A 24,230-nucleotide genomic window follows, 5' to 3' on the forward strand; every position below is an offset into this window, starting at 1 on the left:
CGCGGGAGAGGAACGTCTCAGCCACGGAGCGCATCAGAGTGAGATGCGCTCCTTCTTCACCCTCCGCCGGATTCTCATCGCCGCCGCCATCGTCATCCTCCTGCCGGTGGTGTTCGTGGCGGGCGTCGTCCTCTTCATCGAGTCGCCCAGCGGATCGCAGTTCGTGGCCAGTCGCTGGGGCGCCATGATCCACCGCGAGGTCGAGTTGGGCGACATCGACGTCGATCTCGGCTGGCCCGTTGGTTTCAACGTGACGAAGCTGCGGATCTCCAATCCGGAGTGGGCGGAACGCAAGGACTTCATCAACGCCGAGACGGTCTACGCGCAGCTCGAGATGCCGCCGCTGCTCCACGGCTACTTCGAGTTCCCGTACATAGGCGCGCGCGCCGCCGCCCTCGGCATCGAGCGCAAGGGCGAGCAGCGCACCTGGCGCTTCGGCGACGGACAGCGGAAGCCCAGCCGAGCGCACATCGGCCGCGTCTTCATGGCGGACGGCGACGTCGGCTACCGCTACGTCGACCAGAAGACGGCGCTGGACTTCAAGGTTTCCGGGGCACTGGGCGAGAAGGACGACGTGAACTGGACCATGAAGGGCACATTCAAGGAACAGGCCACGACGGGCGAGGGGCGCATCGCCCACCTGGAGCCGGTGTTCCGCAAGCCCATCCCGCTGGTCGGCAAGGCGCGCGTGGGCCGCACCGACATGACGGTCGACGGCACCATCGCGCCGGACCTGAACCACATGGACTTCAAGTTCACGATCGCCGGGCAGACGCTGAACGACCTCGACAAGATCTTCGGCGTGAACCTGCCCAACACGCCTCCCTTCAAGCTCGCCGGCCATCTCGATCGCGCGGAAGAGCGCTGGGTGTTCGAGGGATTCGACGGCCACGTGGGTGACAGCGACCTGCAGGGCACGATCAAGTACACCAAGGGCAAGCCGCGTCCGCTGCTGGAGGCCAACCTCACGTCGAAGGTGCTGGATCTCGACGATCTGGGCACCGTGGTCGGCACGCCGCCGAAGACGGGCCCGGGACAGACCGCGTCACCCGAGCAGGTGGCGCAGGCCGCTGAGCACCGCGCCGTCGATCGCGTGCTGCCGCGCATGTCGTTCCAGACCACGCGCTGGAAGGACATGGATGCCGATGTGCGCCTCACCGCGAAGCAGCTTCGCCGTCCCAAGCAGCTAGCGTTCGAGGGCTTCACCACGCACCTCGTGCTGAAGGACTCGGTGATGAAGCTCGACCCGTTCAATTTCGGCTTCGCGGGGGGGAAGGTCGCTTCCGCGATCAACGTCGATGCGAGGAAGAAGCCCTCGCAGGGCAGCATCGACATCGACGCGCAGGGCCTTCAGCTCTCGAAGCTATTCCCGACCTCGGAGACGATGAAGGCCGCACTGGGCACGCTCTACGGGCACGGGAAGCTCGCGGGGCAGGGCGAGTCGGTGGGTGACCTCCTTGCGACGGCCGACGGCCAGCTCGCCGTGGCCGTGGATGGCGGCCGCGTGAGCTCGCTTCTTGTCGAGCTGCTCGGGCTGGACTTCGGCGAGGCGCTGGTCGTGCTGGGCACGAAGAACTCGCAAGTCGGCCTGCGGTGCGCCGCCGGCACCTTCAAGATCGAGGATGGCCGTGCCGAGCCGGAGAATTTCGTTGTGGATACGACCGACACGGTCGTGAAGGTGCAGGGGAGCGTGAACCTCGGCACCGAGAAAATCGACCTTCTCGCGCGGCCCGAACCGAAGGATCCGAGCATCTTCGCGATGCGCTCGCCCATCATCGTCCAGGGCAGCTTCAAGCATCCGAAAGTGAGCCCCAAGCCCGGGCCGCTCGTGGCTCGCGTGGTAGCGGCCGGTGCGCTCGCTGCCGTGGCGCCGCCGCTGGCTGCGCTCGCGTTCGTGGAAACGGGACCGGGCAAGGACTCGGATTGCGGCAAGGTGCTCGCCGACGCGCGCGCCGCCGGGGCCGTGAAGAAGGGCCCGGCCGAAGCCCGCGCTCCGGATAGCGTGAAGAAGGCGCCGGGCTGAGGGGTGAGCAGTGGTAAAATACCGGCCACCGGAGAGATGACCGAGTGGCCGAAGGTGGCGCCCTGCTAAGGCGTTATACGGGCTTAAACCTGTATCGAGGGTTCGAATCCCTCTCTCTCCGCCAAGATGCGAATGAACGCCCGCCCCGCGCGGGCGTTTCTCCTCTGAAAAGCCCCCTCCAGTCCGATCCGGTAGAATCCCATCCTGTCCGGGTTCTGTTTGCATGGCGTTTGCACTAAACGCGCCCGGCGTCACATTGTTTGCACGGGAGACGGGCGGGAATGAAGGGGTTATCGGAGGCGGCGTGTCGCAATGCGCCCACGAAAGAGACGGCGTATCGGCTGTCCGACGGAGGCGGGCTGTTCCTCGTCGTGGCGGCGGGCGGCTCGAAGACGTGGCGATTCTTCTATCGGGACGGCGCGCGCGTCGTCGGTCACACAATCGGGCGGTATCCAAAGCCTTTCGGGCTGGCCGACGCTCGCCGTGAGCGCGACCGGCTCAAGGGGCTTCGTGCCGAGGGGTTGAATCCGGCAAAGCAACGTCGCATCGCGGCCGACGACGAGGCGCGCCGAGTTTCCGAAATCGAGCGGCAAGAGGAAAACACTTTCGAGGCAGTCGCCGGGAAGTGGATTAAGTCGAACGCCGAGTCGTGGACGCCGCGCCATCACGCGCAAGTCGTGCAATGTCTTCGCGACCACGTGTACCCGCGCGCCGGCGACCGTCCCGTCGAGACGTTGAAGCCCGCCGACGTGCTGGACGCTCTCGTGCCGATACTCTCAAAGCCTGAAACCGCCCGTCGCGCATTCCAACGCATCGGAAGCGTTCTCGAATACGCCGTCGCGCATGAGTACGCCGAATACAACGCCGCCGCATCGGCACGAAAGGAATTCGGGAAGCGGCTCAAGGGAGCACTACGCCAGAAACCGCGCGAGCATTTCCCTTGCGTGGAACCGCGAGAGTTTCCCGCGCTGATGCGCGCTATTCGCGCGCTCCCTTCCGATACGACCGCGAAAACGCTGACGCTCTTTGTCGCCATGATGGCGTGCCGCACGGGCGAGGCACGCGCCGCGACGTGGGACGAATTCGATTTCGAGGCGAAGACGTGGACGATTCCGGCGGCGCGCATGAAGGCTCGCCGCAAACACGTTGCGTACCTTGCGCCCGAGGTCGTCGCTTTGCTTGAGGCTCAACGTGAGCGCGTGCCCGCGCGCTGTCGCTACGTGTTTCCGCATCCGACGCGGATAGACCGGCACGCTTCCGAGAATGCCGCGCTTGTCACGCTCGCCGCCGCCGGATTCGCGGGGCGCATGACGGGGCACGGCTTCCGCGCATTGTTCTCGACGCAAGCGAACGAATCCGGCAAGCATCGCCGCGAAGTCGTCGAATTGCATCTCGCACACATCGTCGGAACGGCCGTCGAGCGCGCGTACAACCGGGCGCAACTTGTGGACGAGCGCCGCAAGCTCGCCGCCTATTGGGCGCATACCGTAGCGTCGGCCTGAGTTTTTTTCGTCAGAATCGATTGCTGCTAGGCGTTGACGACTGCTTGCAGAGCGTAGGCCGGCGTTAGCGCGAGTTCGGGCGTTGACAGCCCCTTGTCACGATAGAGCAATCTGGTCGCCTCGGATTTGCGTTGGAGCGATCAGATGCAAGACGTTCGCGCGAGTGCACGGCGGACCCGCCGCGTCGGCGTTGAAGCTGAGTGGGTTAGACCGGCGGACTGCGCCCTTATCTCGGGATTGTCTGAGCCGACGATCTACCGGGCGATTGCTGCCGGAGGTTGCTTCGAGTCCGTGAAGATGGACGGCGCGCCCAACGCGCCGAGGCTCGTCAATCTCGCAAGTTTCCGAGGCTGGATTCGTAGCGGAGCGCCGCTCCCCAAGCGCAGATGAGCGGGCGTGCCCCATTCGGAAAGCTCATGAGCGCGCGCGCCTTGCGGCGCGCCACGAGACTCCGTAACGGCGTCGGGGTCGTCAACTTGTCGAGGATGGGCGGCATGCATCGCGCCTCGCGCGTCGATGGAACACTCCTCCTCTTTCCCGCCATGCATCGGAGCGGCCGTTATGGCCGCAACCGTTGACGCCGAAACGTGACGACGGCCGAAGTAGTCGCCCACTTTGTCGGAGCGCGAGCAGTCGGACGCGACAGGTTCGTCGCGCCTTGCCCGAATCCGGATCACGACGACAAGCGGCCGTCGGTTTCGATTCTCGGGCTCGACAACGGAACCACGCTTTGCCTCTGTAGAGCGGGCTGTAAGACCTCGGAGGTTCTCGAAGCGGCCGGGCTGCGATTTTCAAATCTGTACGAGCCCGAGCGTTCGTCGAGCAATTCGAGTCGCACTCCGCATCCTCTGAGCGAATTGGCGCGAACGCTCGAAACCGACCTAATGCTCGCCGTCATTTGCGCGGCGCAGATGGCGAACGACAAGCCGCTTTCGCCATCGGCACGAGAGCGACTTCGCGAGGCGTCCGGTCGGATTCTTCGAGCCTTGGACACGTGCCGCCCGAAGCGATGAACGCTCCCGACCCGCCGTTCGCAACGCCGAACGCACGAACGACCGTCACGGTCGCGAAACCCTCGTGGGTCCGGCCGTTGTCGTGTTTCCCCGTATCGGAGGTCTGGGGCGAACTCGTCGCGAGCCCCTCTCTCGTGAAAAATTTTCTCGCGCCGGGACAGATCACGGTTCTTTTCGCTCCATCGGCGCACTTCAAGAGCGTTTTCGCGATTGACTTCGCCATGTGCGCGGGCACGGGACATCCGTTCCACGGCTTCAAAGTGCGCCGCGTTCCCGTGCTCTACGTGGCGGGCGAGGGTCACGCCGGGATACGCAAGCGCCTTCGCGCGTGGCTTCTCGACCGTGGCTATACCGATGAGAGCGAGCCGCCGTGGGTCCACGTGACGACCGCCCCCGCCGACCTCATGTCGAAGCCGGGCGAACTTCGCGCGACGGTCGCCGAGGTCGAGCGCTTCTACGGCGCGCCCGTGGGCTTGGTCGTAATCGACACGCTCGCGGCGAATTTCGGCGCGGGAGACGAGAACCACGCGACCGATATGCAAGTCGCGATAAACAACGCGCGCAATGCAAGTCCTGGCGCTGCCGTGCTCCTCGTGCATCACGTGGGCCACGGTCAATCGGAACGCGAGCGCGGGAGCTACGCACTCGTGGGCGCGGCCGACATTCGCATACGTGCGACCTACGACGACGTATCCAAGGTCGTCGAACTCGAATGGCTCAAGTTGAAAGACGACGAGCGCCCCGAGCCGCTCGCCTTCGCGTGGCGCAAGGTCGCTCTCGGATGGTTCGACGAGGAGGGCGAGGAACTAACGAGCGTCGTACTCGACCGCCTGAACGGTCCCGCGCCGCCTCGCACGCCGCGCGCCGTGGGCATGGGAAAGAATCAAGAGACGGCCATGCGCGCTTTGCGGACCCTACTTACGGCCGCCCGCAAGAACCTACAGGAGCGCGGCGACGACCCGACCAAGGCTTGCATTCTCATTGACGGTTGGAAGGCCGACCTCGCACGCCGAGGCATCGACCGGCGGCGTTTCCACGAACTTCTAAACGACTTGGTCGAGCGTCGCCTAATCGTAATCGACCGTGTCCACGTTGCCCCCGTCGAGGGAGTCCCATGACAGTCCGAAACGCGTCCGAATCTTGTCCGAAAGGCGTCCGAACCGCCGTCCGAGATTCGTCCGAGAAATGTCCGAAACCGTTTTCGGCAAGCGTCCGAAACGTGATGCCCCCCTATTACTACGTAATACAAGGCGTAGTTCGGACGCGTCCGAAACGCAACGCGTGTCCGAATCACAACGCGCTACGGCTGGAAGCCTCCGCGCTACTCGCGGCGCGGCGGAAGCCGACGACGACGGGGCGGAGTACGGCCGGGGCGGTACCCAATGAGCAAAAACGAAAGTTTCCGAGAGCGGGGCTCGCCCGCCTTTCTCAGTTTACGAGTCCTCCCGTTGTGAGAATTCGCGGCCGTCCCGTCTTTCGGAGGTAGCCATGCCGCGCAAAACGCCCACGAAGGCTCAGAAGCCGCGCAAGGTCGCGAAGGCATCGACGCATCCCTCGCGTTTCCCCGCGCCCCCCAAGGGCCTTCCGGCGACCGTGCGGACCGCGTTCGGTCGAATCTGGGAAGAGCACGCCGAGCGCCTCGGCCCGGGCGATGTCGGGGCGGTCGCCGAACTCGCGGCGTTACGTACCCGCGCTCGCACGATGGCAAAGCGCCTCGACCGCGAGGGACCCACGATCAAGGGCGCGAGCGGCTCCAAGAAAGCGAACCCGGCTATCGCCGCCCTCGCCGCGTTGACCCGTCGCGAACGTCGCCTCGTAAGCGACCTCGGGCTGACGCGCCCCAATTTCGGCACGGCTCGGCAAATCCACGTCGGCAAGCAACGCGAAGACGTGGCGAGAACGATTGACCGCACGTTCGCGGGTCCCGGCGGCGACTTGCTCGCGGGCCACGACGAATGGGCGGCAGAGAAAAAGGCTCCCGGCCAAATCTCGCAAACGGCTTTGCGAATGGTCCGGGCTTGGTCGGGACGTTAACGAGGAGCGAAACCATGAGAGCACTACACGTCGTCTTTCCCACGCAAACGCGCACGGCCTCGCCCGGGCTCGTCGAACGTCTCGCGAAGGATGCTCGCGAACGCGCCGCCGCACTCGCCGAGGAGCACGACCCCGAGAAACTCACGGCATCGAGCGTCGCCGTTTGTGACGTGCTCGCCGACGCGATTCGCGCCGCGCGCGGAAGCGACCGCATGCTCGACGTACTCCAGAACATCCGGCGCGCCTTCGACGGCGAAGAATTCGACGGCGACCACGAGGCAATACGAGCGGCCCGCTACCTTCGCCGAGCCTTGCAAGCCGTGCACGGCGTCGCGCCGGAATTCGAGACGCCGGACGTGAGCGAGTTTCGCGGCGAACTGGCACTCGGCATCGCCCGATTGGACGCGGCCAACAAGAGCGCATGGAGTCGGATCATCGGAGCGGGGCAAGTCGTCGGATGGCATCTCCCGCGCGCCGTGCAGAAGTGCGACGACGTGGGGCTCGTTGTTCGCGCGATGCGTCGCGCCGGACTCTTGCCCCGCGAACTCGACCCGCGCCTTTGCTACGGGCCGGTCGGCGACCCACGAGCCGACGAGGCCACGCCCGCGCGCAATGCCGCGCACGCCATCGACGTACTACGACGGCTCGAACCTATCCGCAATATGGAACGTCACGCGGAGGGCGAGCGCGTAGGCCAGGACATCGCCGCCCGCGTTCGCGCAATCGTCGAAATGGAACACGAGGAGAACGCCGCATGAGCGCCGACAAAGCAACGCTAGAAGCATTGGGCTTGGTCGTACGTGAGATGTTCGACAAGCTCCGAGACGAGATGCGCTCCGAGCTACGGCGCGCGGACCGTTCGCACGAACTGCGACTCACTATCGACGAGCTGGGTATCGAGGAGACGCTTCGCGACTTGCGTTCGTTCGTTCACGTAGCCGCTTACGAAAAATCGCGGCTCATCGAGGAGCGGGGCGGCTCGCCGCCGTGGCTTACCTCGCTCGATTCGGAGCGCATGCCATGAGACCGCATCCGACGGCCATGCATGAGCTACTGCACGCGGTCGCGGGACAAGCGTTCCTGTGCCAACTCCCGAACATCCGTGACGTTCGCGTGCTCATTACCTTGACCGCGAAGCAACCGGCGGGCGACGGGGAATGCGTGCTCGCGTTGCCCGAGCCGCTCCGCGCAAGCATCGACCGCGCCTCCCTCGTCGCATGGGCGGCTTGCGGCCCAATGGGATTCCATCTCGGGCCGAAGGATATTGGCGAGGCCATCGCCGAGGGGCGGCTCGACGACTTCCTGTCGGAGTCGGACATCGAAAAAGCGTCGCGCCTCGGAGCCATCGACCAATTCGTCGCGGCGTGCTCGGCCCACTACTGGCGGGCTCGGTTGTCGGTTGACTCGTGCATCGAGTTGAATCGAGTTTTTACGAGCGACGCGTATCTCGCGCACGAGCCGATGCTACCGCTCGACGCGATATGCACGGGACGACTCGCGGTTCGAATGCTCCACAAGGCGCGAGCAGCCGTAACCCAACACTTACCCGCGAGCGTTTGCACGGCCGCCACGCGGCAAAGGCTCATCGCATGAGCAAGCGCGTTATCCGTGTCACTTACAGACCCAAGGAGATTCCCATGATTGAGCAACCGAATTCGCAACCCGAGTTTGCCCCCGAAATTTTCGAGGCGGCGAAGCGTGCGGGTTACATCATCGCGAGGAACCGCGTTGCGTCGGACCAGTACGACTTGTTGCGCCCGGACGGCAGTATCGGAGCCGCCGGGCTCACGCGAGAAAAATTGGAAGCCGCCGCCCGCACTTGGTAAGGCAACCTCCGCTCCTCGCCCAGATTCCGCCCGATGGCGGGCGCATGCCCGCCGTCGTGCATCGCTTCGAGCCTGTCTCGTGCGCGCCGAACGAACTCGGACCGGAGTTGCCGCCGCGCTATGGCTCAATCACGAACCAAGTTTTTAACGAGGAGTCGCTCGTGCGGCGCGGATGGTCGCCCGATGCCGCCGCCGCCGCCATCGGCGTATCGGGCTGGGGGCCGAACTGGTTCGGGAAACTGTGAGCATCACTCCGGAAGGGTTTCCCCTCCCGGCCGATGCCCGATTCCTCGCCATGCCTTGCCTCGTGTCGTAGTGGCGTTGTTCGTCAACCAGTCGGCGAGTAAGGCAACCCCGCAAAACGACGGGGTTTCAATAGGACTGTCCGGAGCCGAAGCCCCAACGGCCTACCGCCGCCGGACAGCAAAGGCAATCGGAACCATTGCGCCGGACGGTATCAACAGCATACGCAAACGCCAGACTTAACACGGCGTAAGCGTCACTTAACAAGAGATAGGCCGACGCGCTACGCAAGGGGCGAACGCGTTATCCACAATTTCGAGTGTGTCGCGTTATCGCGTCGAGCATGAGGCAAGCTCTCGCCCATGAACGACGACGACAACCCGAAGGCGATTTTCCCGTTCGACTACTTCGATCCCATCAAGCGACGATGGGTCCGGGCGCGTTGGAAAGCGAAGAAGGCCGACATCGAGGCGCGAGGCGGGCGCATCGTCGGGCCGGGATGGGTCCCGAGAGATGTAGACGGCCGCCACGGGCCATCAACGGATACCGACCGCTCAGACTGACTCGTCGTCGTCGTCGTCGGAAACAACGGGCGGCGATGCCTTCCCCGATTTCTTGCTGGCCTTGGGGGCGCGCTCTACGCCAGCTTTTCGGAGCTTGCCCTTGTTGAATTCGTAGAAGTCGGGATTGCGTTCGGCGACGAGCTTTAATACATCGTCCATCGCGTCTTCAAGGTCGACCGGCTCGTCGGGTTTGCCAACGAGCGTTGCTTGAATCGAAACCTCTGTCGGCGACGCGCCGAGGAGGAGGAGGTAGAACCGTTCGAACTGTTCGTCGCGGTCCGCCGGATCATCACGCCCCGTAAACAACTTAAGACGATGATGAGCATTCACGAAGGTTGATCGCCGTTGCGGCGTCTCATCCTTGGCGGCGTCCTTGTCGAGGAAAAAAAACGCCACGAGCACGGCGTATGGGAAACGACGATGGAGAGTTACCGCTTCCATCAACATATCGCCGCGCCGATTCACTAGATTTTTCTGGAAGTTCTTAGTCGTAGCATCTCGAAAATTAATGGTCTTGATCGAGATTCCCAACAAGAGTCCGGCTTCGGCAGTCGCCCACGTAACATCAACTTTCTTCGCGCCCAACCCGCCCGCCATTCGGCGCTCTGCGCCGGAGTCGCCGAGTTCGTCGGCGCCCGCGGGACGTGCCTCCTCCAAACCTCGATGGCGAAGCTCTTGGGCAACGGCGAGCGAGACGACACGCGAAATGTTCTCGCTATACGCCTTCTTAACGGCGGGCTTGGCGGAATCCGGAGGCTTTGGACCAAGGGTTTTCAAAGCCTCCTCTAGCAGTTCGAGGATTCGCGCCATTGTTCTTAGCCTTTCGCGCGTGAGTACCTACGTTGCATGAGATGTTCCCGAGCGGCACGAAGCGCAGCGACCTCGTCGGCCTTGTAGCCCAATATGTCGGTAAAGAGGACGCGGTCGATGATTTCGACGGCGGGGGCAATATCCGCTTGGCGCAGATATGCCGCGACTTGCGGCGCGAGCAGCGTAAGGCGCTTTTTTGCGGCCTTGAGGAGCGCGAGCGACGGCATCGGAAGCTTGTCCACTTCCTTTGGCTCGTGCTTTAACATGCCGCCTCCGTACGAGCGGCCGACGATTTCGGCGCCGAGGAGCGAGGCGCTATTCAGCATCGCAATCGGCAGTAGTTCCCTACCGATTTCTCGGCGCTTTGCCGCGAGACTCACGCCGTACAAACTGTTCAGCACGTGAACATTCGCCGCATTCGTGAGTAGTCGCGGGCGATCATGATTCATGTACGTGAAAATGAGGTCGGGGCGCTTGACGAGCGGAACCTTAAACCACGGCGAACGCATCCGGCACTTATACGCGTCGTCAACCTTCGTCTTTTCGCCGCTCGCTACGAGACGCCTTGCGCCGGCCGACAGTTCGTCTTTCGGGGCAAACAAGTAGCAAGCCTTGCCCGCACGCGCGAGCGCCTCCCAGCCCGCTTCCGTGAACACAAGTCCGCGATGATGCTGCGAACCTGGCGGCGAAATCCTCACGAGTTCGGAAGGGGGCAGTTTCAACGATTGCGCCCGCGCCCGTGTGAGCGTGAAGTAGTCATTATTTCCCGTGACCGCGCCAAGGTAAGTCTCGCCCCAGTCCAACATGACTTCGAAGTCATTGGAAAGCGTGACCTTCTCGTATGCTTCCAACGAGGCGCCGGAGATGAGCGCTTGAGTCCATTTCTCGTTGCCCTTGGGTAGGTAGCCGGTCCACGCCTTGTTCGCAATTGATGCAAGGTCGTCGGCGTTTCGCGCTTGGAAAACCTCAAAGCGATCGGCGCCGCCCTCGCCCTCGGCGAGTAGCAGTACGACATCCTCCAATACGCCCGGGAAAATGAGTTGCTCGAAAAGGACGAGCCGAACGCTCCGAAATCTCTTGAGGAGGAAGCGCCGAATCTCGGCGGCATAGTTGACCGAGAGTAGCTCTGCCGGAAGCACGAGCCCGAGGCGCCCGCCCGGCGCGAGGAACGCGGCCGCATGAACTGTGAACGCCGCCCACGAACTTGCAAGTCCCGTAAGTCGCACGCCTTGGCGGAGCGCGGCTTCAAGTGCCGCCGTTCTCGCCTCGCCGCTAAATTGTTGGTATCGGACGTAGGGCGGATTTCCGATCACGGCGCCAAATTTAGGCTCCGGCGCTTGCGCGAAGAAATCGCCAACGTAAAGATTCGGTACCGCCCCATGCTGTCGGAGCAACTCCGCCGCGACGCGAACGGACTCCGCATGGATGTCTACGCCCGATACGACGGGCGCGGCGGCTCCGAGTTCGCGGAGGCGGATTGCCGCCGCCGACATGAAAGCCGCCTCGCCGCAACTCGGCTCCAAGACGGAGTCGGACGGCGCTCGGATGGCCCAGTCGGCGATGAATTTTGCGAGTGGCGCCGGAGTGAAAAATGCGCCCCTCGCCTTGCGCTCGGGGGTATTTTCGTGGGCGATCTCAAGCATGGGCGGCATTATGACAGCAGATTTCCAGAACCCGGATTGGCTCGGGGCCATCTTACCGGCGCGGGTTCCGGAGAGCGTCTCGGGCGGTCGATTGTGGAAAAGCCTCTCGGCCGTGGCGATCTAGGGCGGGTTATCCACGCTCGCTCGGCGTAATCGCCCTCTCGCGACTTCGGATTTTCGATTGCGAGCCCCCGTGGAAATGGGCGACGCTCGCGCCCATGCACTTCCCGCCCCCTCGCATTCCCCTTCGTGGCCGCCTCGCACGGTCGCGCTACCGGCGACACATGGCGTGGGTTCGATTCCTTGCACGGTTGGGACTTGAGCCGAGCCGCCGACACTAACTGGCTTACGCGGGCACTTCTTCCTCTGGATTGTTGGGGCCTTGCATCTTCGCGAAGTATGCCTCGGCGGCGGCCACTTCCTTTCCTAGTGCCTTTTCGAGCGCGGCGATTCCCTGTTCCCACGACTTCTCATCTAGGCCAACTGCAAGCTTCACGACCATTGGCCGGAATACTTGGAGCATGTGGTAGTAGGCGATCAAAAGTTCGACGAAGTAGTAGTGATACTGGTCAGCATCGCGCGGGATCTGAAAGTAGTGAAAGAATAGTTGGCTCTTGTTCGGCTTATCCGTCGGCTTCATTTCAATTCGATGGACGAAAGAGCTAACGTCTGCGTGCGAACCGAACTGCGAGCAAACCTCGTGTTGCTCTAGGAGTGCTTTCGCCAATGGATAGCGATTCGCGTCGGCTTTCCTTGCCTTCGCAATGTGGGTCTTAATGAATTGGAAGTGGCCGTCACGTTTTTCATATAACTCAATCTGCTTAGGGTCTAGGATCATTTCGTAAGCAGCGAAAGTCGCGTCAATAGCCTTCCTCGTCGAGGCGAGAGCTTCGGAGAGATGGCCGCGCATGAGGGCTGCGGCCGAAACGTACAAGTGAAAGTGAACATATAGGAACAGCGCGGGCACGGCCTGTTCCTTTTCCGGCACGTCGATAAGGTCCGCCGCGCCTTGCCATAGCCCGTCCAAGTGCGACAGGAGGTCGAACTCCCTCCGGAGATTCGTAAACGACGTAAGCAGATTCTGTTCTTCGCCGCCAAGGAACTTGAGAAAATCTACTTTTTCAGGGGTCATGTTGTGCTCTCCCGTGAGCGAGCCCGCCGCCTTGGGTACTCAAGGCGCATGAGATAGCTTACGGCAGCGTCGTGTTTGCACGGCGTTTGCATCAAAACGAAAAAAAGGGCTATTCGCCCCATGTGTACACTCTGTCAGTTCGAATCCCTCTCTCTCCGCCAGGATTCCCGCGAAAGCCAGCCCTTCAAACGGCTGGCTTTTCCGTTTCCAGCGTCCGCGTATCCGGGAGCTGCGTGACGACGAGGAAGGTGATGAACGCGATCCCGGCCATCACCCACAGCAGCGTGGCGAAGCCCGACTGCTTCACGAGCGGTCCCAACAGCCACACCGCGACGGAGCTCGCACCTAGCGACACCGCGAGACGCATTCCCGCCACGCGAGAACGCATGCGGTCGTCCACGTAGCGCACGATCATCGCGTCGGTGAAGGGGATGGCGCCGAAGATCGCCGTCATGAAGAGCGCCTGCATTACGTAGAGCGTCCAACTCTCGGCGTGCGCGGCGAAGAGCAGGAACGGAATCTGCAGCAGCAGCACCGTGAGGTAGAGCGGCTTCAGCGCGAAGCGGTCGATGAGCCGGCCGACGACCAGCTGCGCGATGGACGCCACTGCATAAACGACCGCGAGCAGCACGCCCAGCAACGCCGGATCGCGCGAGATGTCAGCAAAGCGCTCGTGCAAAAGCTCGTAGTTCCCGTTGGTCGAGAAATTGAAGAGCAGGCTGCCGGCCGTGGCCGCGAGCGTCATCACCAGGAACACGCGGGCGAGCAGGCGCGTCGGTAACTCAACCTGCGTGGCCTTCCGCTTGGCGGGCGGCGCCGATTCCACGGTGGAGACCATCGCGAACGCGATGCCGCAGGCGAGGCTCAGCACGCCCGGCACGGCGAACGCGAGCCGCCATCCGAAGTGCTTCACGAGGTAGCCCGTGATCACGGCAGCGAGCGCCACGCCAATGTTGCCCGCGAAACCGTTCACGCCGATGGTCCAGCCGGGCTTGGTCGAGCCCTGCAGCAGCATCGGGATGCCTACCGGGTGGTAGATGGACGCGAAGCAGCCGAGCAGCGCCAGCGCGAGCGCCAACTGCAACGGCGATTGCGTGACGGCGACCAGCATCGCCGAGGCACCCATGCCCATGAAGAAGAGAATCATCATCGAGCGCCGTCCCCAGTGGTCGCCGAGCTTGCCCGCCGGAAGCGCGCCCAGCCCGAAGAAGAGGAATGCGGCGGCGCTGTACGGCATGAGGTCTTCCCAGCGCGTGAGGCCGAACTCGAGGGCGATCGTCGTCACGGCCGTGGCGAAGATCAGCAGGAACATGTGGTCGATCGCGTGGCCGACGTTGAGCAGGACGCGGGTAGGGGTGTTGTGCATGGAGACATCATCGCCCGGGCAGGGCATGGCCGTCTTGCCCTAGAATGCCAATCATGCGTCCAAAACCGCCAACGCTTCGCAGGGCGCCCGGAGCCAACACGGACCACGTCGTGGCCAACCGCGTGCCGCGCCCCGTCTCCGCGCTCGCGACGTCGTATCCGAAGTCTCACGACATCGCGCCGCACAGCCATCCTCGCGCGCAACTCATCTTCGCGGTGCAAGGCGTGATGACGGTTCGCGCGGCGGGATCGATGTGGACCGTACCCGCGAGCCACGCGCTCTGGATGCCCAGCGGCGTCGAGCATGGCGTCCACATGGATAGCGCCGTGGAGATGCGCTCGCTCTACTTCGAGCCGCGGCGAGTGCGAGGCGCGCCCAGGGAATGCCAGGTGCTCTTCATGCCTCCGTTGCTGCGCGAGCTCGTCGTGAGCGCGATGGACATCCCACCGCTCTACGACGAGCGCAGCCGGGACGGCCGCTTGATGCAGCTCATCGTGGATGAAGTGGTCTCGCTCACACCGCGCCCGCTGGGACTTCGCATGCCGGGCGATCCGCGGCTCGCTCGTTTGTGCGATCGACTTCTAACGGATCTCGCATCCACAGCGTCCATCGCGGAGCGGGGACACGAGGTGGGCCTCAGCGAACGTAGTGTCATCAGGCTCTTCCCGATCGAAACCGGATTGAGCTTCGGGCGCTGGCAGCAGCAAGCGCGATTGCTGAAAGCGTTCGCACTGTTCGACGAAGGCCTCGGCGTCACGCGCGTCGCGCTCGAGCTCGGCTATTCGAGCCCCGGTGCATTCGCGAAGATGTTTCGCCGGCTGATGGGCACGTCGCCCCTCGCCATGCTCGCGGAATGAAATTCCAAACCTGCGTGGAATTGTCTTTGCAAACACTTCCACGTATTCGCGCAATCGCTGCCCCGGGGAAACGGCTTGCGCGTCCCTAGGAACCCGTAACCGGCTGGCACGGCGGTTGCGGAGAGTCTCCTTGCCGTTCTCACTAAACATCAGGAGATTCCTCATGGGTCAGAACCACGGTAACCAGGGCAACCAGCAAGGTAACCAGGGCAGCAACCAGGGCAACCAGCAGGGCAGCAACCAGAACCAGAAGGATCGCGACCAGCAGCAGCAATCCCCGCAGCGCAACCCGGGCCAGCAGGGCGACCGCGGCCAGGGCGGGCAGGGCTCCGACGGCAAGAACCCGAACCAGACGCCCGGCAGTGGCAAAGGCCAGGCGGGCCAGGCTGGCGAACGGGACTCGTCCGACCAGAACCGCGACTCGTCGAAGAGCCGCTAGTCCAGCACGTTGTGCACGAGGGGCCGGCGCCTGCCGGCCCCTTTTTATTGCGTCCCCTCCCGTAGGAAGTGTCCGAGCGTTCAAAGGCCGGTCGGCTTTCCGCCTTGTAGGACAGTTCCGATGTAATCCGCTCCACCCGCTTGATACGTTTACAAGCGCCACGAAACTACTTCCAACCACGGCCATGCAAAAAGAAGTCACCAAGGCTCCCGCGAAAGAAGCCCCGCGCTTGCTGGAGACCGGCGTTCCCGGCCTCGACACGGTGCTGGGCGGCGGCCTCACACCCGACCGCGTCTACCTGCTGGAAGGCACCCCCGGCGCCGGCAAGACGACGCTCGCCATGCAATTCCTCCTCGCGGGCGTGCGCGCCGGCGAGAAGACGCTCTACGTGACACTCTCCGAGAGCGAGGAAGAGCTGCGGTCGATCGCCCACGCCCACGGCTGGGATCACTCGGGCATCAACACGCTCGAAGTCATCGCGGCGGACGATCTCATCGATGGGGCCTCGCAGTACACGGTCTTCCATCCCTCCGACGTCGAGCTGGCCGCGGCCTTCCGCAAGATCCTGGACGAGGTCGAGCGCCTCGGCGCCACGCGCGTCATCGTCGATTCGCTCTCGGAGTTGCGCCTGCTGGCCGACGGCCCGCTGCAGTTCCGCCGCCAGCTCCTCGCCTTGAAGCGCTTCTTCTCCGGGCGGCATTGCACGGTGCTGATCCTCGACGACCAGCTCTTCGACATGCAGATCCAGAGCATCGCGCACGGCGTGATCCGCCTGGAGCAGCTTCCCGCGAACTACGGAGCCCACCGCCGCCGCATGCAAGTACAGAAGTACCGCGGCATGCGCTTCCTGTCCGGCTTCCACGACTTCAACATCGTCCAGGGCGGCTTGGTCGTGTTCCCGCGCCTGGTGGCCGCCGAGACGCGCGGACGCCGGCCGCACGGAGCGCTGGAGAGCGGTGTCGCCGAGCTCGATCGCCTGCTGGGCGGCGGCCTCGAGCGCGGCACGAGCACGCTCATCATCGGCGCGGCGGGATCGGGCAAGTCCACGCTCTCCGCGCAGTTCTCGATCGCGGCCTGCGAGCGCGGCGAGCGCGCCGACATCTTCGCCTTCGACGAGAGCCTCGCGACGCTCGCCGCTCGCGCCGAAGGCCTCGGCATGCAGTTCGACAAGTACCTCGACAACGGCCAGCTGCGCGTCCACCAGATCGATCCGGCCGAGCTCTCGCCGGGCGAGTTCATCCATCGCGTCGTGCGCTCCGCCAACGAGGGCGCGCGCGTCATCACGATCGACAGCCTCAACGGCTACCTCCACGCGATGCCGGAGGAAAAGTTCCTGCTGCTGCAGCTTCATGAGCTGCTCACGTGGCTTGCGCAGAAGGGCGTGGCCACGCTGCTGGTGAGCGTGCAGCAAGGGCTGATCGGCCACATGACCTCGCCGATCGACACGAGCTATCTCGCGGACACGGTGATGTTGCTGCGCTACTTCGAGAACGCGGGCGAGGTGCGCCAGGCCATCTCCATCATGAAGAAGCGCGGCGGCGCGCACGAGCGCACGGTGAGCGAGTTCAGCCTCGACGCGGGCGGCATCCGCGTGGGCGAGCCGCTGCGCCAGTTCCGCGGCGTGCTGACCGGCGTGCCGGTCTACGACGGGCAGAGTGCTTCGCTCATGAGATCGCGTCCTTGAACGCGGTGGCGGTCCAGCAGTCGCTCGACCGGCAGGTGCTGATCCTGGCGCCGACCGGCAAGGACGGCACGCTGATCGAGGGCGCGCTGAAGGCTGCGGGAGTCTCGGGCCGCCGGTGCGCGAGCATCGACGAGGTGCTGGATGGCATCGAGGACGAAGCGGGCGCAGCCGTCATTGCGGAGGAGGCGTTGAACGCGTCCGGCCTCGCGAAGGTGATGGCCTCCCTCTCCGTCCAGCCGCCGTGGTCCGACTTTCCCATCTTGCTGCTCGCCCGCTCCGGCGCCGCGTCCGATACGGTGGCGCGCACGCTGCAGGCGCTCGCCAACGTTCAGGTGATCGAGCGGCCTACTCAAGTCGGTGAGCTCGCCAGTGCTGCGCGTATCGCCCTGCGCGGCCGCCAACGGCAATACCAGATCCGCGACAGCCTCGAGGCCCTGGCCGAGCGCGAGACGCAGCTTCGCGAGTCCGACCGCCGCAAGGACGAGTTCCTCGCGATGCTGGCCCACGAGCTTCGTAATCCGCTACAGCCGATCGGCACCGCGGCCGACGTGCTGCGTACGCACGGCGAATCGCGCGATGCGGTGGGCTACGCCGCCGACGTGATCGACCGTCAAGTACGCCACCTGTCGCGCCTGCTCGAGGATCTCCTCGACGTCTCGCGCATCACCACGGGCAAGATCGTGCTGCGCCGCGAGCCGGTGGAGATCTGCGCGCTAGCCCGTCGCGTGGCCGATGGTGCGCGTGCCTGGTTCGAGACCCGCGCGCACAAGCTCGAGGTCGACATCGATTGCGAAGAGGCTTGGGTCGACGGCGATCCCGCGCGTCTTTACCAGATCCTCAGCAACCTCCTGCACAACGCCGCCAAGTACACGCCCGAGAAGGGCGAGATCCGCTTCAAGATCCGCGTCGATGCGATGTCGGCGCATGTGACCGTGGAAGACAACGGCGTCGGCATTGACGCCGAGGTGTTGCCGCACATCTTCGAGCTCTTCACGCAGGCCGACCGATCGCTCGACCGCTCCGCGGGCGGGCTCGGCATCGGGCTGCGCATTGTCCAGAAATTGGCCGAACTGCACGGAGGCCAGGTGGCCGCCGAGAGCGACGGCCTCGGAAAAGGAAGCACCTTCACCATGTCGCTCCCCACGATTCCCGCACCCCACCGCGCCGCTTCCCCGTCGGTCGCCGCGCCCGAGGCGGGGGCGCCCCTGCGCATCCTCGTCGTCGACGACAACCTCGATGCCGCCATGACGCTCGCGATGGTGCTCGAGCTGAACGGCCACAAGGTCGACACCGCCCACGACGGCCTCGAGGCCATCCAGCGCGCGCGCGAGTTCGGGCCCGACGTGGTGGTCCTGGACATCGGCTTGCCGGGGGCGAGCGGCTATGACGTCGCCCGGGCGATCCGCGCCGAGCCGGCCCTGGCGGGCGTGCGCCTCGTGGCGGTTACCGGCTATGGCCGGGAGGAGGACCGCCGTCGCTGCGAGGACGCCGGTTTCGACCTCCACCTGGTGAAGCCGCTGGAGCCCTCCGTCCTGCTGGAGAGCCTGGTGGGGTAGTGCCTTTCGGCGCGGAAAACGCTATAATTTCAAGCTCATCGCAGCAACGCGCCCGTAGCTCAGATGGATAGAGTACCTGGCTACGAACCAGGGGGTCGTGGGTTCGAATCCTGCCGGGCGCGCCAGAATCAAGTGAAGGGCCAGTCGAGAGACTGGCCCTTTCCATTTGTGCGGCCGAGGGGTACATAGGGCAGACGCAAATCGGGAGGCGCGAATGAACAGGGCGTACCTGGCTGGAATACTGCTCGCGACCCTGGCGTGGTCCTCAGTCGCCCAGGAGAAGGCGCCCGGCAGGCCGGACTTCAACGGGATCTATCCCGAAATGACCCGGGCAGACTTCGACGCGCTCTATCCGGTATTCGCCAAAGGCTGCCGCAAGATGCCGACGGGCCGGGTCTACTGCATGTACTTCGGTACAAGCTCCGAGATGGCCAAGGAGATCGGCATCCCGGCGAGCTGGATCGGCGCGGAGCCCAACTTGAATACGTTCGCCGGGGAGCCGGTCGAGAGTGCGTTCGTGACGCTCGACCCGTCCAGCGAAAAAATCTTCACCCTCTCGTTCGAGCTCTACACGCGTTCCTTCGACATCGTCGGCCGTGCGCTGACGAAGCGCTTTGGAAAGCCCCATACGAGGACCTCCAGGATCCGGGATCGAACGGGTGCCGAGTTCGATCAGGTCCAGATGCGCTGGACGATCGGCTCGACCATCGTCGAGTGCGAGAAACGTTCGGGCTCCATGGACATGATGAAGGTCTCGATGGTCTCCCGGGCCGCAATGGCAATCATCGAGAAAGAGATCAAGGCCATGGAGGCAAAGGGCGCGAAGGATCGCTAGTTTTTCGCGGAGTCGCTATTGCAGGCGGCGAACCTTGTACCCCTTCCTCTCCAGCTCGGCGAGGACACTGTTCGGGCCGGTAAGGTGCAGCGCGCCAATGGCAACGAACGGATGCTGCCCCCGTTTGACCAGGAGGTCGATCTGTTCAGCCATGAAGGGATTGCGCGCATCGCTGATCTTTCGGCAGCGACTCGCGAGGAGCGGCGTCATGCACGCGTTGGCTTCGATGATCTCGCGCACCCGAGCCAAATCGCCGGCATAGACCGCGTCGAGCACGACCCCAAGCCGCGTATCCGAGATCCCCTGGTGATCTGGCTTGTCCATCTCCTCCGCGAACAGGCGAATGGCGGCAATCGACTCGTCGGTCGTGACGTCGAGAAGCGAGCCGTACGCGCGCAGGCTCCCCTCGATGTCCGTTGCGCGAATGCTTCGCGACTCGGCGGCCTTCCGATAGGTATCGTCCAGGGACGGATAGACCTTGCCGCGCGTTGACCTGCCGTGAACCGCGGACATCTCGCTCAGGAGGGTGGCTGCGTACTGCGTCTTGCGCGTGACCAGCATTTCCCAGGCCCCGGGAGGAGCTCCCAACTGCTTCAGCTGTGATTCGAGGCGAAGCGCGAGGTCGTCCGGGAGGTCGTCTTTCAGCGAGCTACCGGCCGGGCGCGAGATCATGGCGTTCACCCCGGCACGGGGGCTTCTCTCGATCGGGCTGTCGGGCAATTGTTCGAACCCGATCACGTCGGACTTCTCGAGAGCGCCGACGGCCGTGGCGTTGAGCTCGAGGCGGACGTGGCTATTCGCGTGCGCGGAGGCGGCGATGTACGCCGTACCGCGCTCACCGGTCGCTTCGAAGATCGTTCCAACCTTCCGTGTCTGCGCCGCGGCGTCGAAGGCAGCGCACGCGATAGACGCGGCGAAGAGAAGCGAACGAATCACGGAGTGAGGTTGAAGACGATCTCGTACTCGCCGATGAAGCCCACCGGTTCGGGCCGGAACTTCCACTGCGAAAGCGCCCGCGTCACCTCGCGCTCGAACATCCGGTTGCTCGCGGACACGATCTGCACTTGGCTCACCGTTCCTTCGGGCGTGACGTGGAGGCGCGCGATGACGCGCCCGCCGATGCCCTCGCGTTGGGCGACGCGCGGGTAGATCGGATCGACGCGATGCGCGGGCCTGAACTCCTTGCGAACGGCCGGCCCGATGGCGCTCCCTGTTCCCGAATCGTCCCGGGCCCCGAAGTCGGCAGGCGGTTGAGGGATTGTCGTGCGCGAATCGAAGATGGGAGCGGAATCGGCCGGCACCTGGATGTCGATCTCCCGCGGCGGCACGTAAGCGGTCGTCGGGACGGGCACGATGCGCGGTTCCGGCGGTGCCACATCGCGCGGCAGCGGCCTGGGCGGCTCGGGTACGAAGGTGACGTCGGTGGGCTGTAGCGCCCGGTCGATGAACGTGCGTGAGAGCCCGGTGATCAGTGCGTAGCCCACGGCAATGTGGATCAGCACGACAAGCCCGATGCCCGTGAAATTCTGCTTCTCGGCGCGGTAGTTCATCGCATCCCCCAGTCCGGTTGAAGAATCGGCGACGTCGTCCTGCGCTTCCATGCTGCCACTGGCCGCCTTTTGCTTCAAACGGGCGGAAGCCGCGTTCGGGTTTGCGGCCGGTGGTCTACCAGAAGCCCGGCGGCCAGTTCCCCGTATTGATGCCCCTCACGATCACTTGGCGCGCAGCAAGCAGTCTCTCCGCCTCGGCAGGCGGATAGTTGTAGCGAAGCAGGTAGTCCTCCACCGAGGTGGCGTCGCACTTGCCTTCGGTCACGCAGCGCACCGACACGAAGCCGGAATCGGCGGTGCATTGGTTGCCGAAGTCGCACGAGGCCATGAGAAACGCATCCCGGATCACCGGGACGCCCACCTTCGTACCGTCGCCCAGGTCGTACTGGTAGTCACGGCCTCGGTCCGGGCGACGGTGAAAGAAGGCGCCCATCTCCTGCAGGGCCAGGGGATCCTTGGTCGCGGCAACAGCCTCCGCGGCCGCGATCTTCCGCGCGCCGAAATCCTTCTCGATCGGCTCGCGCAGCAACGCTCGCGGATCCCCGCTCGCCACGAGTCCGCGCATGACCTCGGTTCTTTGGGTGCCGTACTCCAGGAAGGGGAAGTCGCGGCACATGGTTGCGATGCGGTCGTACACCGCCTTTCGCTTCGCCTTGTCCACGGGGTTCGTGAGGGCTTCGATGGCGGCGGCATTCGCCCTGGCCACGCCGGAATATACGAAGTTCGAGCACGAGCCGGCGAGCTGATCCCTCACCATGATTGCGGCGGGATCGTTGTTCCCCACCAAGCGCAGGTAGGCCTCGGTGCGATTGGTCGCATGGATCTCTGCCGTGTAGCGGCCGGCGACAGTCGGGCTCGACGAGCTGACGGTCGCTCGCATGGGATCCTCTGTGGGCCGTGCAGTGACGCTCGAGCCCGCCCCGCGCGCAGGGCCGTCGGCCTGGGTTCGAACTCCCGTGTTCTCTGCGCCGTCATGGGTCTTGATGGTGATGGCGATGAACACCGCTGCCGCCAAGCTGGCGAGGATCCAGAACAAGGGGCGATGTGACTTCAAGCGTTCCTTATCGACGCAACAAGAAGACCACGCGCACCAGCACGATGACTGCAGCCACCGCGGCGAACACCTTCGCGAAGAAGAACGGGGCCATGAAGACCAGGAAAAGCAGGGCGTAGATCAAGGCCACGCCGGCGACCCATTTCGCGGCAACCGGTCCCCGGTGGATTGCGACCCCCAGCAGATGCTCCCGGTAGGTAAGCGGGCTTTGGACAGGCGGTTCGATGTCGCTCTTCCACTCTTCGCGCTGGACGCGCTCAAGCGGTTCCAGTGTGGGTTCCGGACCAGCGGCCACGTGCTTCATTTCACTGTCGCCCATGCGCTCTATCCTGCCACGCATCTCGCGCGTAGCGGCCCGGAGGTTGGCCCACGTGCCGGCTGAATGCGGTGCTGAACGTACTCGCCGAGCCATAGCCGACGCGCTCGGCGACCTCGGCCACGCCGATGTCGTCGCTGCGGAGCAGGTCCTTGGCCAATGCCATTCGCCAGGCCAGGAGGTATTCCATCGGTGGCAGTCCCACCGCGCGGGTGAAGCGGTCGAAGAAAGCGGAGCGCGAGAGGGCGGCCCTCTTTGCGAGCTGGGCGACCGTCCATGGGCGCGCGGGGTCACCGTGCATCTGGCGGATCGCGAGCGCGAGGCGCGCGTCGGACAGTCCGCGCAGCAGGCCCGGTGGCGCATCGTCGCCGGGCGCAGACCGGAGGGCTTCCACGAGCAGCACCTCCACGAGGCGCGTAAGCACGAGCTCCCGGCCCGCGCGCTGTTCGATCGACTCGTCGCCCACGAGCCGCACCAGCGTCGAGAGGCGCTCGGCGCTCCTCACGTGCACCAGTCCCGGCAGCAGCGAAACCAGCAACGTTGCATCGGACGAGCCGAAGACGAAGTAGCCACCGAGCAGGCGCACATCCGGACGTCCCCCGCGCGTGCCGTGGCGAACTTCCTCCGCCCTCGACTTCGACGCCACGTGCGGATCGAAGTCCTCGGGCGTCACCTTCTCGAAGCCGGACATCGTGAACCCCGGTGTGGCGGGCAACAGCACGAAGTCCCCCGCTTCGATCGTGATGGAGGCGTAGCCGTCCACGGCGAGGCGGCAGCTTCCCTCCAGTACCGCGCAAAAGCTCGGCTGGCCAAACTTCGAGTAGCGGACGCCCCAGCGCCCAGCGCCGCTGATGCGCTTGGAAAAGACGGTACGCGGCTGCAGCAGCGCGATGACTTCCGAGAGCGGGTCGCTCATGTCTGGACGATGGCCAATGAAATACGGACTCTCCATTGTAGAGAGTCCTGCCCGGCGCCGCTATCGTGGATCCCATCACAACCCCGAAGGGAAACCGCCATGAAGACCGTCCTCATCACCGGCTGCTCGTCCGGCTACGGCCTCGAGACCGCCCGCCACTTCCACGCGCAGGGCTGGAACGTGATCGCCACCATGCGCAAGCCGCGCGAAGACGTGCTGCCCAAGTCCAACCGGATCTGGCTGGTGCCGCTCGACGTCACGAAGCCGCAGAGCATCGAGGCCGCGCTGAAAGCGAGTGGGCCGATCGACGTGCTCGTGAACAACGCGGGCCTCGGCCTCTTCGGCGCATTCGAAGCCACGCCCATGGCCACCGTCCGCGAGATCTTCGAGACCAACACCTTCGGGATGATGGCGATGACGCAGGCGGTGCTGCCGCAGTTCCGGGCGCGCAACTCGGGCGTCGTCGTGAACGTCACCTCCAGCGCGACCCTGGCGCCGATGCCGCTCGTGGCCGCGTACACGGCGAGCAAGATGGCCATCGAGGGGTTCACCGCGTCGCTCGCGCACGAGCTGGAGGAGTTCAACGTGCGCGTGAAGCTGGTGGAGCCGGGCTACGGTCCGACCACGAGCTTCACGAGCAATGGTGCAGCGCGCATGGAGGGGTTGATCCCCGAGCCCTACGCGCCCTTTGCGCAGCGCGTCTTCGCCGCATTCACCCAGCCCGCCGCCGTGACCAACGAGGCCGACGTGGCCCAGGGCGTGTGGCGCGCCGCGAACGACTCGACGGAGCGGCTTCGCTTCCCGGCGGGCGCCGATGCCGTCGCGTTGGCCCAGGCCAAGTAGGCGTGGAGGGGTTTTGTACGCCACC

At 64.6% G+C, this 24,230-nt stretch carries 25 protein-coding genes and 2 tRNA genes; 18 read left to right on the forward strand and 9 right to left on the reverse strand.

Going from position 1 to position 24,230, the window contains the following annotated elements:
- Positions 1–43: 43 nt before the first annotated feature.
- From DSM104443_RS05885 to DSM104443_RS05935, 11 genes are all read left to right on the forward strand, one after another.
- On the forward strand, positions 44–2,023 hold the full coding sequence (locus tag DSM104443_RS05885) for an AsmA family protein (protein WP_171090363.1): 1,980 nt from the start codon (positions 44–46) through the stop codon (positions 2,021–2,023).
- A 30-nt stretch (positions 2,024–2,053) separates the two neighbouring features.
- Positions 2,054–2,147: transfer RNA gene (locus DSM104443_RS05890), tRNA-Ser, on the forward strand.
- Between the two features lie 157 nt (positions 2,148–2,304).
- Positions 2,305–3,525, forward strand: coding sequence for a tyrosine-type recombinase/integrase (locus DSM104443_RS05895; protein WP_171090364.1), 1,221 nt, complete (start codon positions 2,305–2,307; stop codon positions 3,523–3,525).
- A gap of 1,009 nt (positions 3,526–4,534) precedes the next feature.
- Entirely contained in the window at positions 4,535–5,656 is a 1,122-nt protein-coding gene (locus DSM104443_RS05900; RefSeq protein ID WP_171090365.1) for an AAA family ATPase, read from the forward strand.
- A 370-nt stretch (positions 5,657–6,026) separates the two neighbouring features.
- A complete protein-coding gene (locus DSM104443_RS05905) occupies positions 6,027–6,572 on the forward strand; it encodes a P27 family phage terminase small subunit (RefSeq protein ID WP_171090366.1) in 546 nt (181 codons plus the stop codon).
- A gap of 14 nt (positions 6,573–6,586) precedes the next feature.
- Positions 6,587–7,330 (forward strand): hypothetical protein, encoded by a 744-nt coding sequence (locus tag DSM104443_RS05910; protein ID WP_171090368.1) that lies wholly within the window; start codon positions 6,587–6,589, stop codon positions 7,328–7,330.
- Entirely contained in the window at positions 7,327–7,596 is a 270-nt protein-coding gene (locus DSM104443_RS05915) for a hypothetical protein (RefSeq protein ID WP_171090370.1), read from the forward strand. Before DSM104443_RS05910 ends, DSM104443_RS05915 begins: the two co-directional genes overlap by 4 nt.
- A gap of 17 nt (positions 7,597–7,613) precedes the next feature.
- Positions 7,614–8,165 carry a hypothetical protein gene (locus DSM104443_RS05920; protein WP_171090372.1) on the forward strand — a complete coding sequence of 184 codons (552 nt, stop codon included), beginning with the start codon at positions 7,614–7,616 and terminating at the stop codon, positions 8,163–8,165.
- 44 nt (positions 8,166–8,209) lie between these two features.
- Positions 8,210–8,398 carry a hypothetical protein gene (locus DSM104443_RS05925; RefSeq protein WP_171090374.1) on the forward strand — a complete coding sequence of 63 codons (189 nt, stop codon included), beginning with the start codon at positions 8,210–8,212 and terminating at the stop codon, positions 8,396–8,398.
- A 44-nt stretch (positions 8,399–8,442) separates the two neighbouring features.
- A complete protein-coding gene (locus DSM104443_RS05930) occupies positions 8,443–8,643 on the forward strand; it encodes a hypothetical protein (RefSeq protein ID WP_171090376.1) in 201 nt (66 codons plus the stop codon).
- Between the two features lie 360 nt (positions 8,644–9,003).
- Entirely contained in the window at positions 9,004–9,204 is a 201-nt protein-coding gene (locus DSM104443_RS05935) for a hypothetical protein (RefSeq protein WP_171090378.1), read from the forward strand.
- On the opposite strand, the gene DSM104443_RS05940 is transcribed toward DSM104443_RS05935, so the two are convergent.
- The 4 genes from DSM104443_RS05940 to DSM104443_RS05955 form a co-directional block, all read right to left on the reverse strand.
- A complete protein-coding gene (locus DSM104443_RS05940) occupies positions 9,196–10,014 on the reverse strand; it encodes a hypothetical protein (RefSeq protein WP_212756979.1) in 819 nt (272 codons plus the stop codon). The genes DSM104443_RS05935 and DSM104443_RS05940 overlap by 9 nt on opposite strands.
- Before the next feature lie 5 nt (positions 10,015–10,019).
- Positions 10,020–11,657 carry an HsdM family class I SAM-dependent methyltransferase gene (locus DSM104443_RS05945; RefSeq protein ID WP_212756981.1) on the reverse strand — a complete coding sequence of 546 codons (1,638 nt, stop codon included), beginning with the start codon at positions 11,655–11,657 and terminating at the stop codon, positions 10,020–10,022.
- A gap of 346 nt (positions 11,658–12,003) precedes the next feature.
- Complete coding sequence (locus tag DSM104443_RS05950) at positions 12,004–12,789, reverse strand: hypothetical protein (protein WP_171090382.1); 786 nt, start codon at positions 12,787–12,789, stop codon at positions 12,004–12,006.
- A 184-nt stretch (positions 12,790–12,973) separates the two neighbouring features.
- Positions 12,974–14,155, reverse strand: a complete 1,182-nt coding sequence (locus tag DSM104443_RS05955; RefSeq protein ID WP_212756983.1) for an MFS transporter — start codon at positions 14,153–14,155, stop codon at positions 12,974–12,976.
- A 53-nt stretch (positions 14,156–14,208) separates the two neighbouring features.
- On the opposite strand from DSM104443_RS05955, the gene DSM104443_RS05960 reads away from it, so the two are divergent.
- From DSM104443_RS05960 to DSM104443_RS05985, 6 genes are all read left to right on the forward strand, one after another.
- Positions 14,209–15,012: an AraC family transcriptional regulator gene (locus DSM104443_RS05960; RefSeq protein WP_171090386.1), complete on the forward strand. Its 804-nt coding sequence runs from the start codon at positions 14,209–14,211 to the stop codon at positions 15,010–15,012.
- Positions 15,013–15,175: 163 nt separating this feature from the next.
- Complete coding sequence (locus DSM104443_RS05965) at positions 15,176–15,451, forward strand: hypothetical protein (protein WP_171090388.1); 276 nt, start codon at positions 15,176–15,178, stop codon at positions 15,449–15,451.
- 184 nt (positions 15,452–15,635) lie between these two features.
- Positions 15,636–17,135, forward strand: a complete 1,500-nt coding sequence (locus DSM104443_RS05970; protein WP_171090390.1) for a DUF7125 family protein — start codon at positions 15,636–15,638, stop codon at positions 17,133–17,135.
- Between the two features lie 5 nt (positions 17,136–17,140).
- Positions 17,141–18,691: a hybrid sensor histidine kinase/response regulator gene (locus DSM104443_RS05975; RefSeq protein WP_246232895.1), complete on the forward strand. Its 1,551-nt coding sequence runs from the start codon at positions 17,141–17,143 to the stop codon at positions 18,689–18,691.
- A gap of 48 nt (positions 18,692–18,739) precedes the next feature.
- Positions 18,740–18,816: transfer RNA gene (locus tag DSM104443_RS05980), tRNA-Arg, on the forward strand.
- Between the two features lie 89 nt (positions 18,817–18,905).
- Positions 18,906–19,526 carry a hypothetical protein gene (locus DSM104443_RS05985; RefSeq protein ID WP_171090395.1) on the forward strand — a complete coding sequence of 207 codons (621 nt, stop codon included), beginning with the start codon at positions 18,906–18,908 and terminating at the stop codon, positions 19,524–19,526.
- A gap of 15 nt (positions 19,527–19,541) precedes the next feature.
- Here the strand turns inward: DSM104443_RS05985 and DSM104443_RS05990 are convergent, their stop codons facing one another.
- From DSM104443_RS05990 to DSM104443_RS06010, 5 genes are all read right to left on the reverse strand, one after another.
- Complete coding sequence (locus tag DSM104443_RS05990; RefSeq protein WP_171090397.1) at positions 19,542–20,462, reverse strand: TraB/GumN family protein; 921 nt, start codon at positions 20,460–20,462, stop codon at positions 19,542–19,544.
- A complete protein-coding gene (locus DSM104443_RS05995) occupies positions 20,459–21,127 on the reverse strand; it encodes an energy transducer TonB (RefSeq protein WP_171090398.1) in 669 nt (222 codons plus the stop codon). Before DSM104443_RS05995 ends, DSM104443_RS05990 begins: the two co-directional genes overlap by 4 nt.
- 64 nt (positions 21,128–21,191) lie before the next feature.
- Positions 21,192–22,112, reverse strand: a complete 921-nt coding sequence (locus DSM104443_RS06000) for a hypothetical protein (protein WP_171090401.1) — start codon at positions 22,110–22,112, stop codon at positions 21,192–21,194.
- Between the two features lie 25 nt (positions 22,113–22,137).
- On the reverse strand, positions 22,138–22,449 hold the full coding sequence (locus DSM104443_RS06005; protein ID WP_171090403.1) for a hypothetical protein: 312 nt from the start codon (positions 22,447–22,449) through the stop codon (positions 22,138–22,140).
- Entirely contained in the window at positions 22,436–23,362 is a 927-nt protein-coding gene (locus DSM104443_RS06010) for an AraC family transcriptional regulator (protein ID WP_171090405.1), read from the reverse strand. Before DSM104443_RS06010 ends, DSM104443_RS06005 begins: the two co-directional genes overlap by 14 nt.
- A gap of 99 nt (positions 23,363–23,461) precedes the next feature.
- Between DSM104443_RS06010 and DSM104443_RS06015 the strand changes: the two genes are divergently transcribed.
- Positions 23,462–24,205 (forward strand): SDR family oxidoreductase, encoded by a 744-nt coding sequence (locus tag DSM104443_RS06015; protein WP_171090407.1) that lies wholly within the window; start codon positions 23,462–23,464, stop codon positions 24,203–24,205.
- Positions 24,206–24,230: the final 25 nt, after the last annotated feature.

The sequence above is a fragment of the Usitatibacter rugosus genome, from assembly GCF_013003965.1.
Classification (GTDB): domain Bacteria; phylum Pseudomonadota; class Gammaproteobacteria; order Burkholderiales; family Usitatibacteraceae; genus Usitatibacter; species Usitatibacter rugosus.

Bases quoted from the DNA above. Each gene is read 5' to 3' on its own strand.
- DSM104443_RS05920 (WP_171090372.1), top strand. From the start codon at position 7,614: ATGCATGAGCTACTGCACGCGGTCGCGGGACAAGCGTTCCTGTGCCAA.
- DSM104443_RS05895 (WP_171090364.1), top strand. From the start codon at position 2,305: ATGAAGGGGTTATCGGAGGCGGCGTGTCGCAATGCGCCCACGAAAGAG.
- DSM104443_RS05930 (WP_171090376.1), top strand. From the start codon at position 8,443: ATGCCCGCCGTCGTGCATCGCTTCGAGCCTGTCTCGTGCGCGCCGAAC.
- DSM104443_RS06015 (WP_171090407.1), top strand. From the start codon at position 23,462: ATGAAGACCGTCCTCATCACCGGCTGCTCGTCCGGCTACGGCCTCGAG.
- DSM104443_RS05965 (WP_171090388.1), top strand. From the start codon at position 15,176: ATGGGTCAGAACCACGGTAACCAGGGCAACCAGCAAGGTAACCAGGGC.
- DSM104443_RS05970 (WP_171090390.1), top strand. From the start codon at position 15,636: ATGCAAAAAGAAGTCACCAAGGCTCCCGCGAAAGAAGCCCCGCGCTTG.
- DSM104443_RS06005 (WP_171090403.1), bottom strand. From the start codon at position 22,449: ATGGGCGACAGTGAAATGAAGCACGTGGCCGCTGGTCCGGAACCCACA.
- DSM104443_RS05900 (WP_171090365.1), top strand. From the start codon at position 4,535: ATGAACGCTCCCGACCCGCCGTTCGCAACGCCGAACGCACGAACGACC.
- DSM104443_RS05925 (WP_171090374.1), top strand. From the start codon at position 8,210: ATGATTGAGCAACCGAATTCGCAACCCGAGTTTGCCCCCGAAATTTTC.
- DSM104443_RS05950 (WP_171090382.1), bottom strand. From the start codon at position 12,789: ATGACCCCTGAAAAAGTAGATTTTCTCAAGTTCCTTGGCGGCGAAGAA.
- DSM104443_RS06010 (WP_171090405.1), bottom strand. From the start codon at position 23,362: ATGAGCGACCCGCTCTCGGAAGTCATCGCGCTGCTGCAGCCGCGTACC.
- DSM104443_RS05910 (WP_171090368.1), top strand. From the start codon at position 6,587: ATGAGAGCACTACACGTCGTCTTTCCCACGCAAACGCGCACGGCCTCG.
- DSM104443_RS05995 (WP_171090398.1), bottom strand. From the start codon at position 21,127: ATGGAAGCGCAGGACGACGTCGCCGATTCTTCAACCGGACTGGGGGAT.
- DSM104443_RS05945 (WP_212756981.1), bottom strand. From the start codon at position 11,657: ATGCTTGAGATCGCCCACGAAAATACCCCCGAGCGCAAGGCGAGGGGC.
- DSM104443_RS05940 (WP_212756979.1), bottom strand. From the start codon at position 10,014: ATGGCGCGAATCCTCGAACTGCTAGAGGAGGCTTTGAAAACCCTTGGT.
- DSM104443_RS05985 (WP_171090395.1), top strand. From the start codon at position 18,906: ATGAACAGGGCGTACCTGGCTGGAATACTGCTCGCGACCCTGGCGTGG.
- DSM104443_RS05960 (WP_171090386.1), top strand. From the start codon at position 14,209: ATGCGTCCAAAACCGCCAACGCTTCGCAGGGCGCCCGGAGCCAACACG.
- DSM104443_RS05905 (WP_171090366.1), top strand. From the start codon at position 6,027: ATGCCGCGCAAAACGCCCACGAAGGCTCAGAAGCCGCGCAAGGTCGCG.
- DSM104443_RS05935 (WP_171090378.1), top strand. From the start codon at position 9,004: ATGAACGACGACGACAACCCGAAGGCGATTTTCCCGTTCGACTACTTC.
- DSM104443_RS05885 (WP_171090363.1), top strand. From the start codon at position 44: ATGCGCTCCTTCTTCACCCTCCGCCGGATTCTCATCGCCGCCGCCATC.
- DSM104443_RS05915 (WP_171090370.1), top strand. From the start codon at position 7,327: ATGAGCGCCGACAAAGCAACGCTAGAAGCATTGGGCTTGGTCGTACGT.
- DSM104443_RS05955 (WP_212756983.1), bottom strand. From the start codon at position 14,155: ATGCACAACACCCCTACCCGCGTCCTGCTCAACGTCGGCCACGCGATC.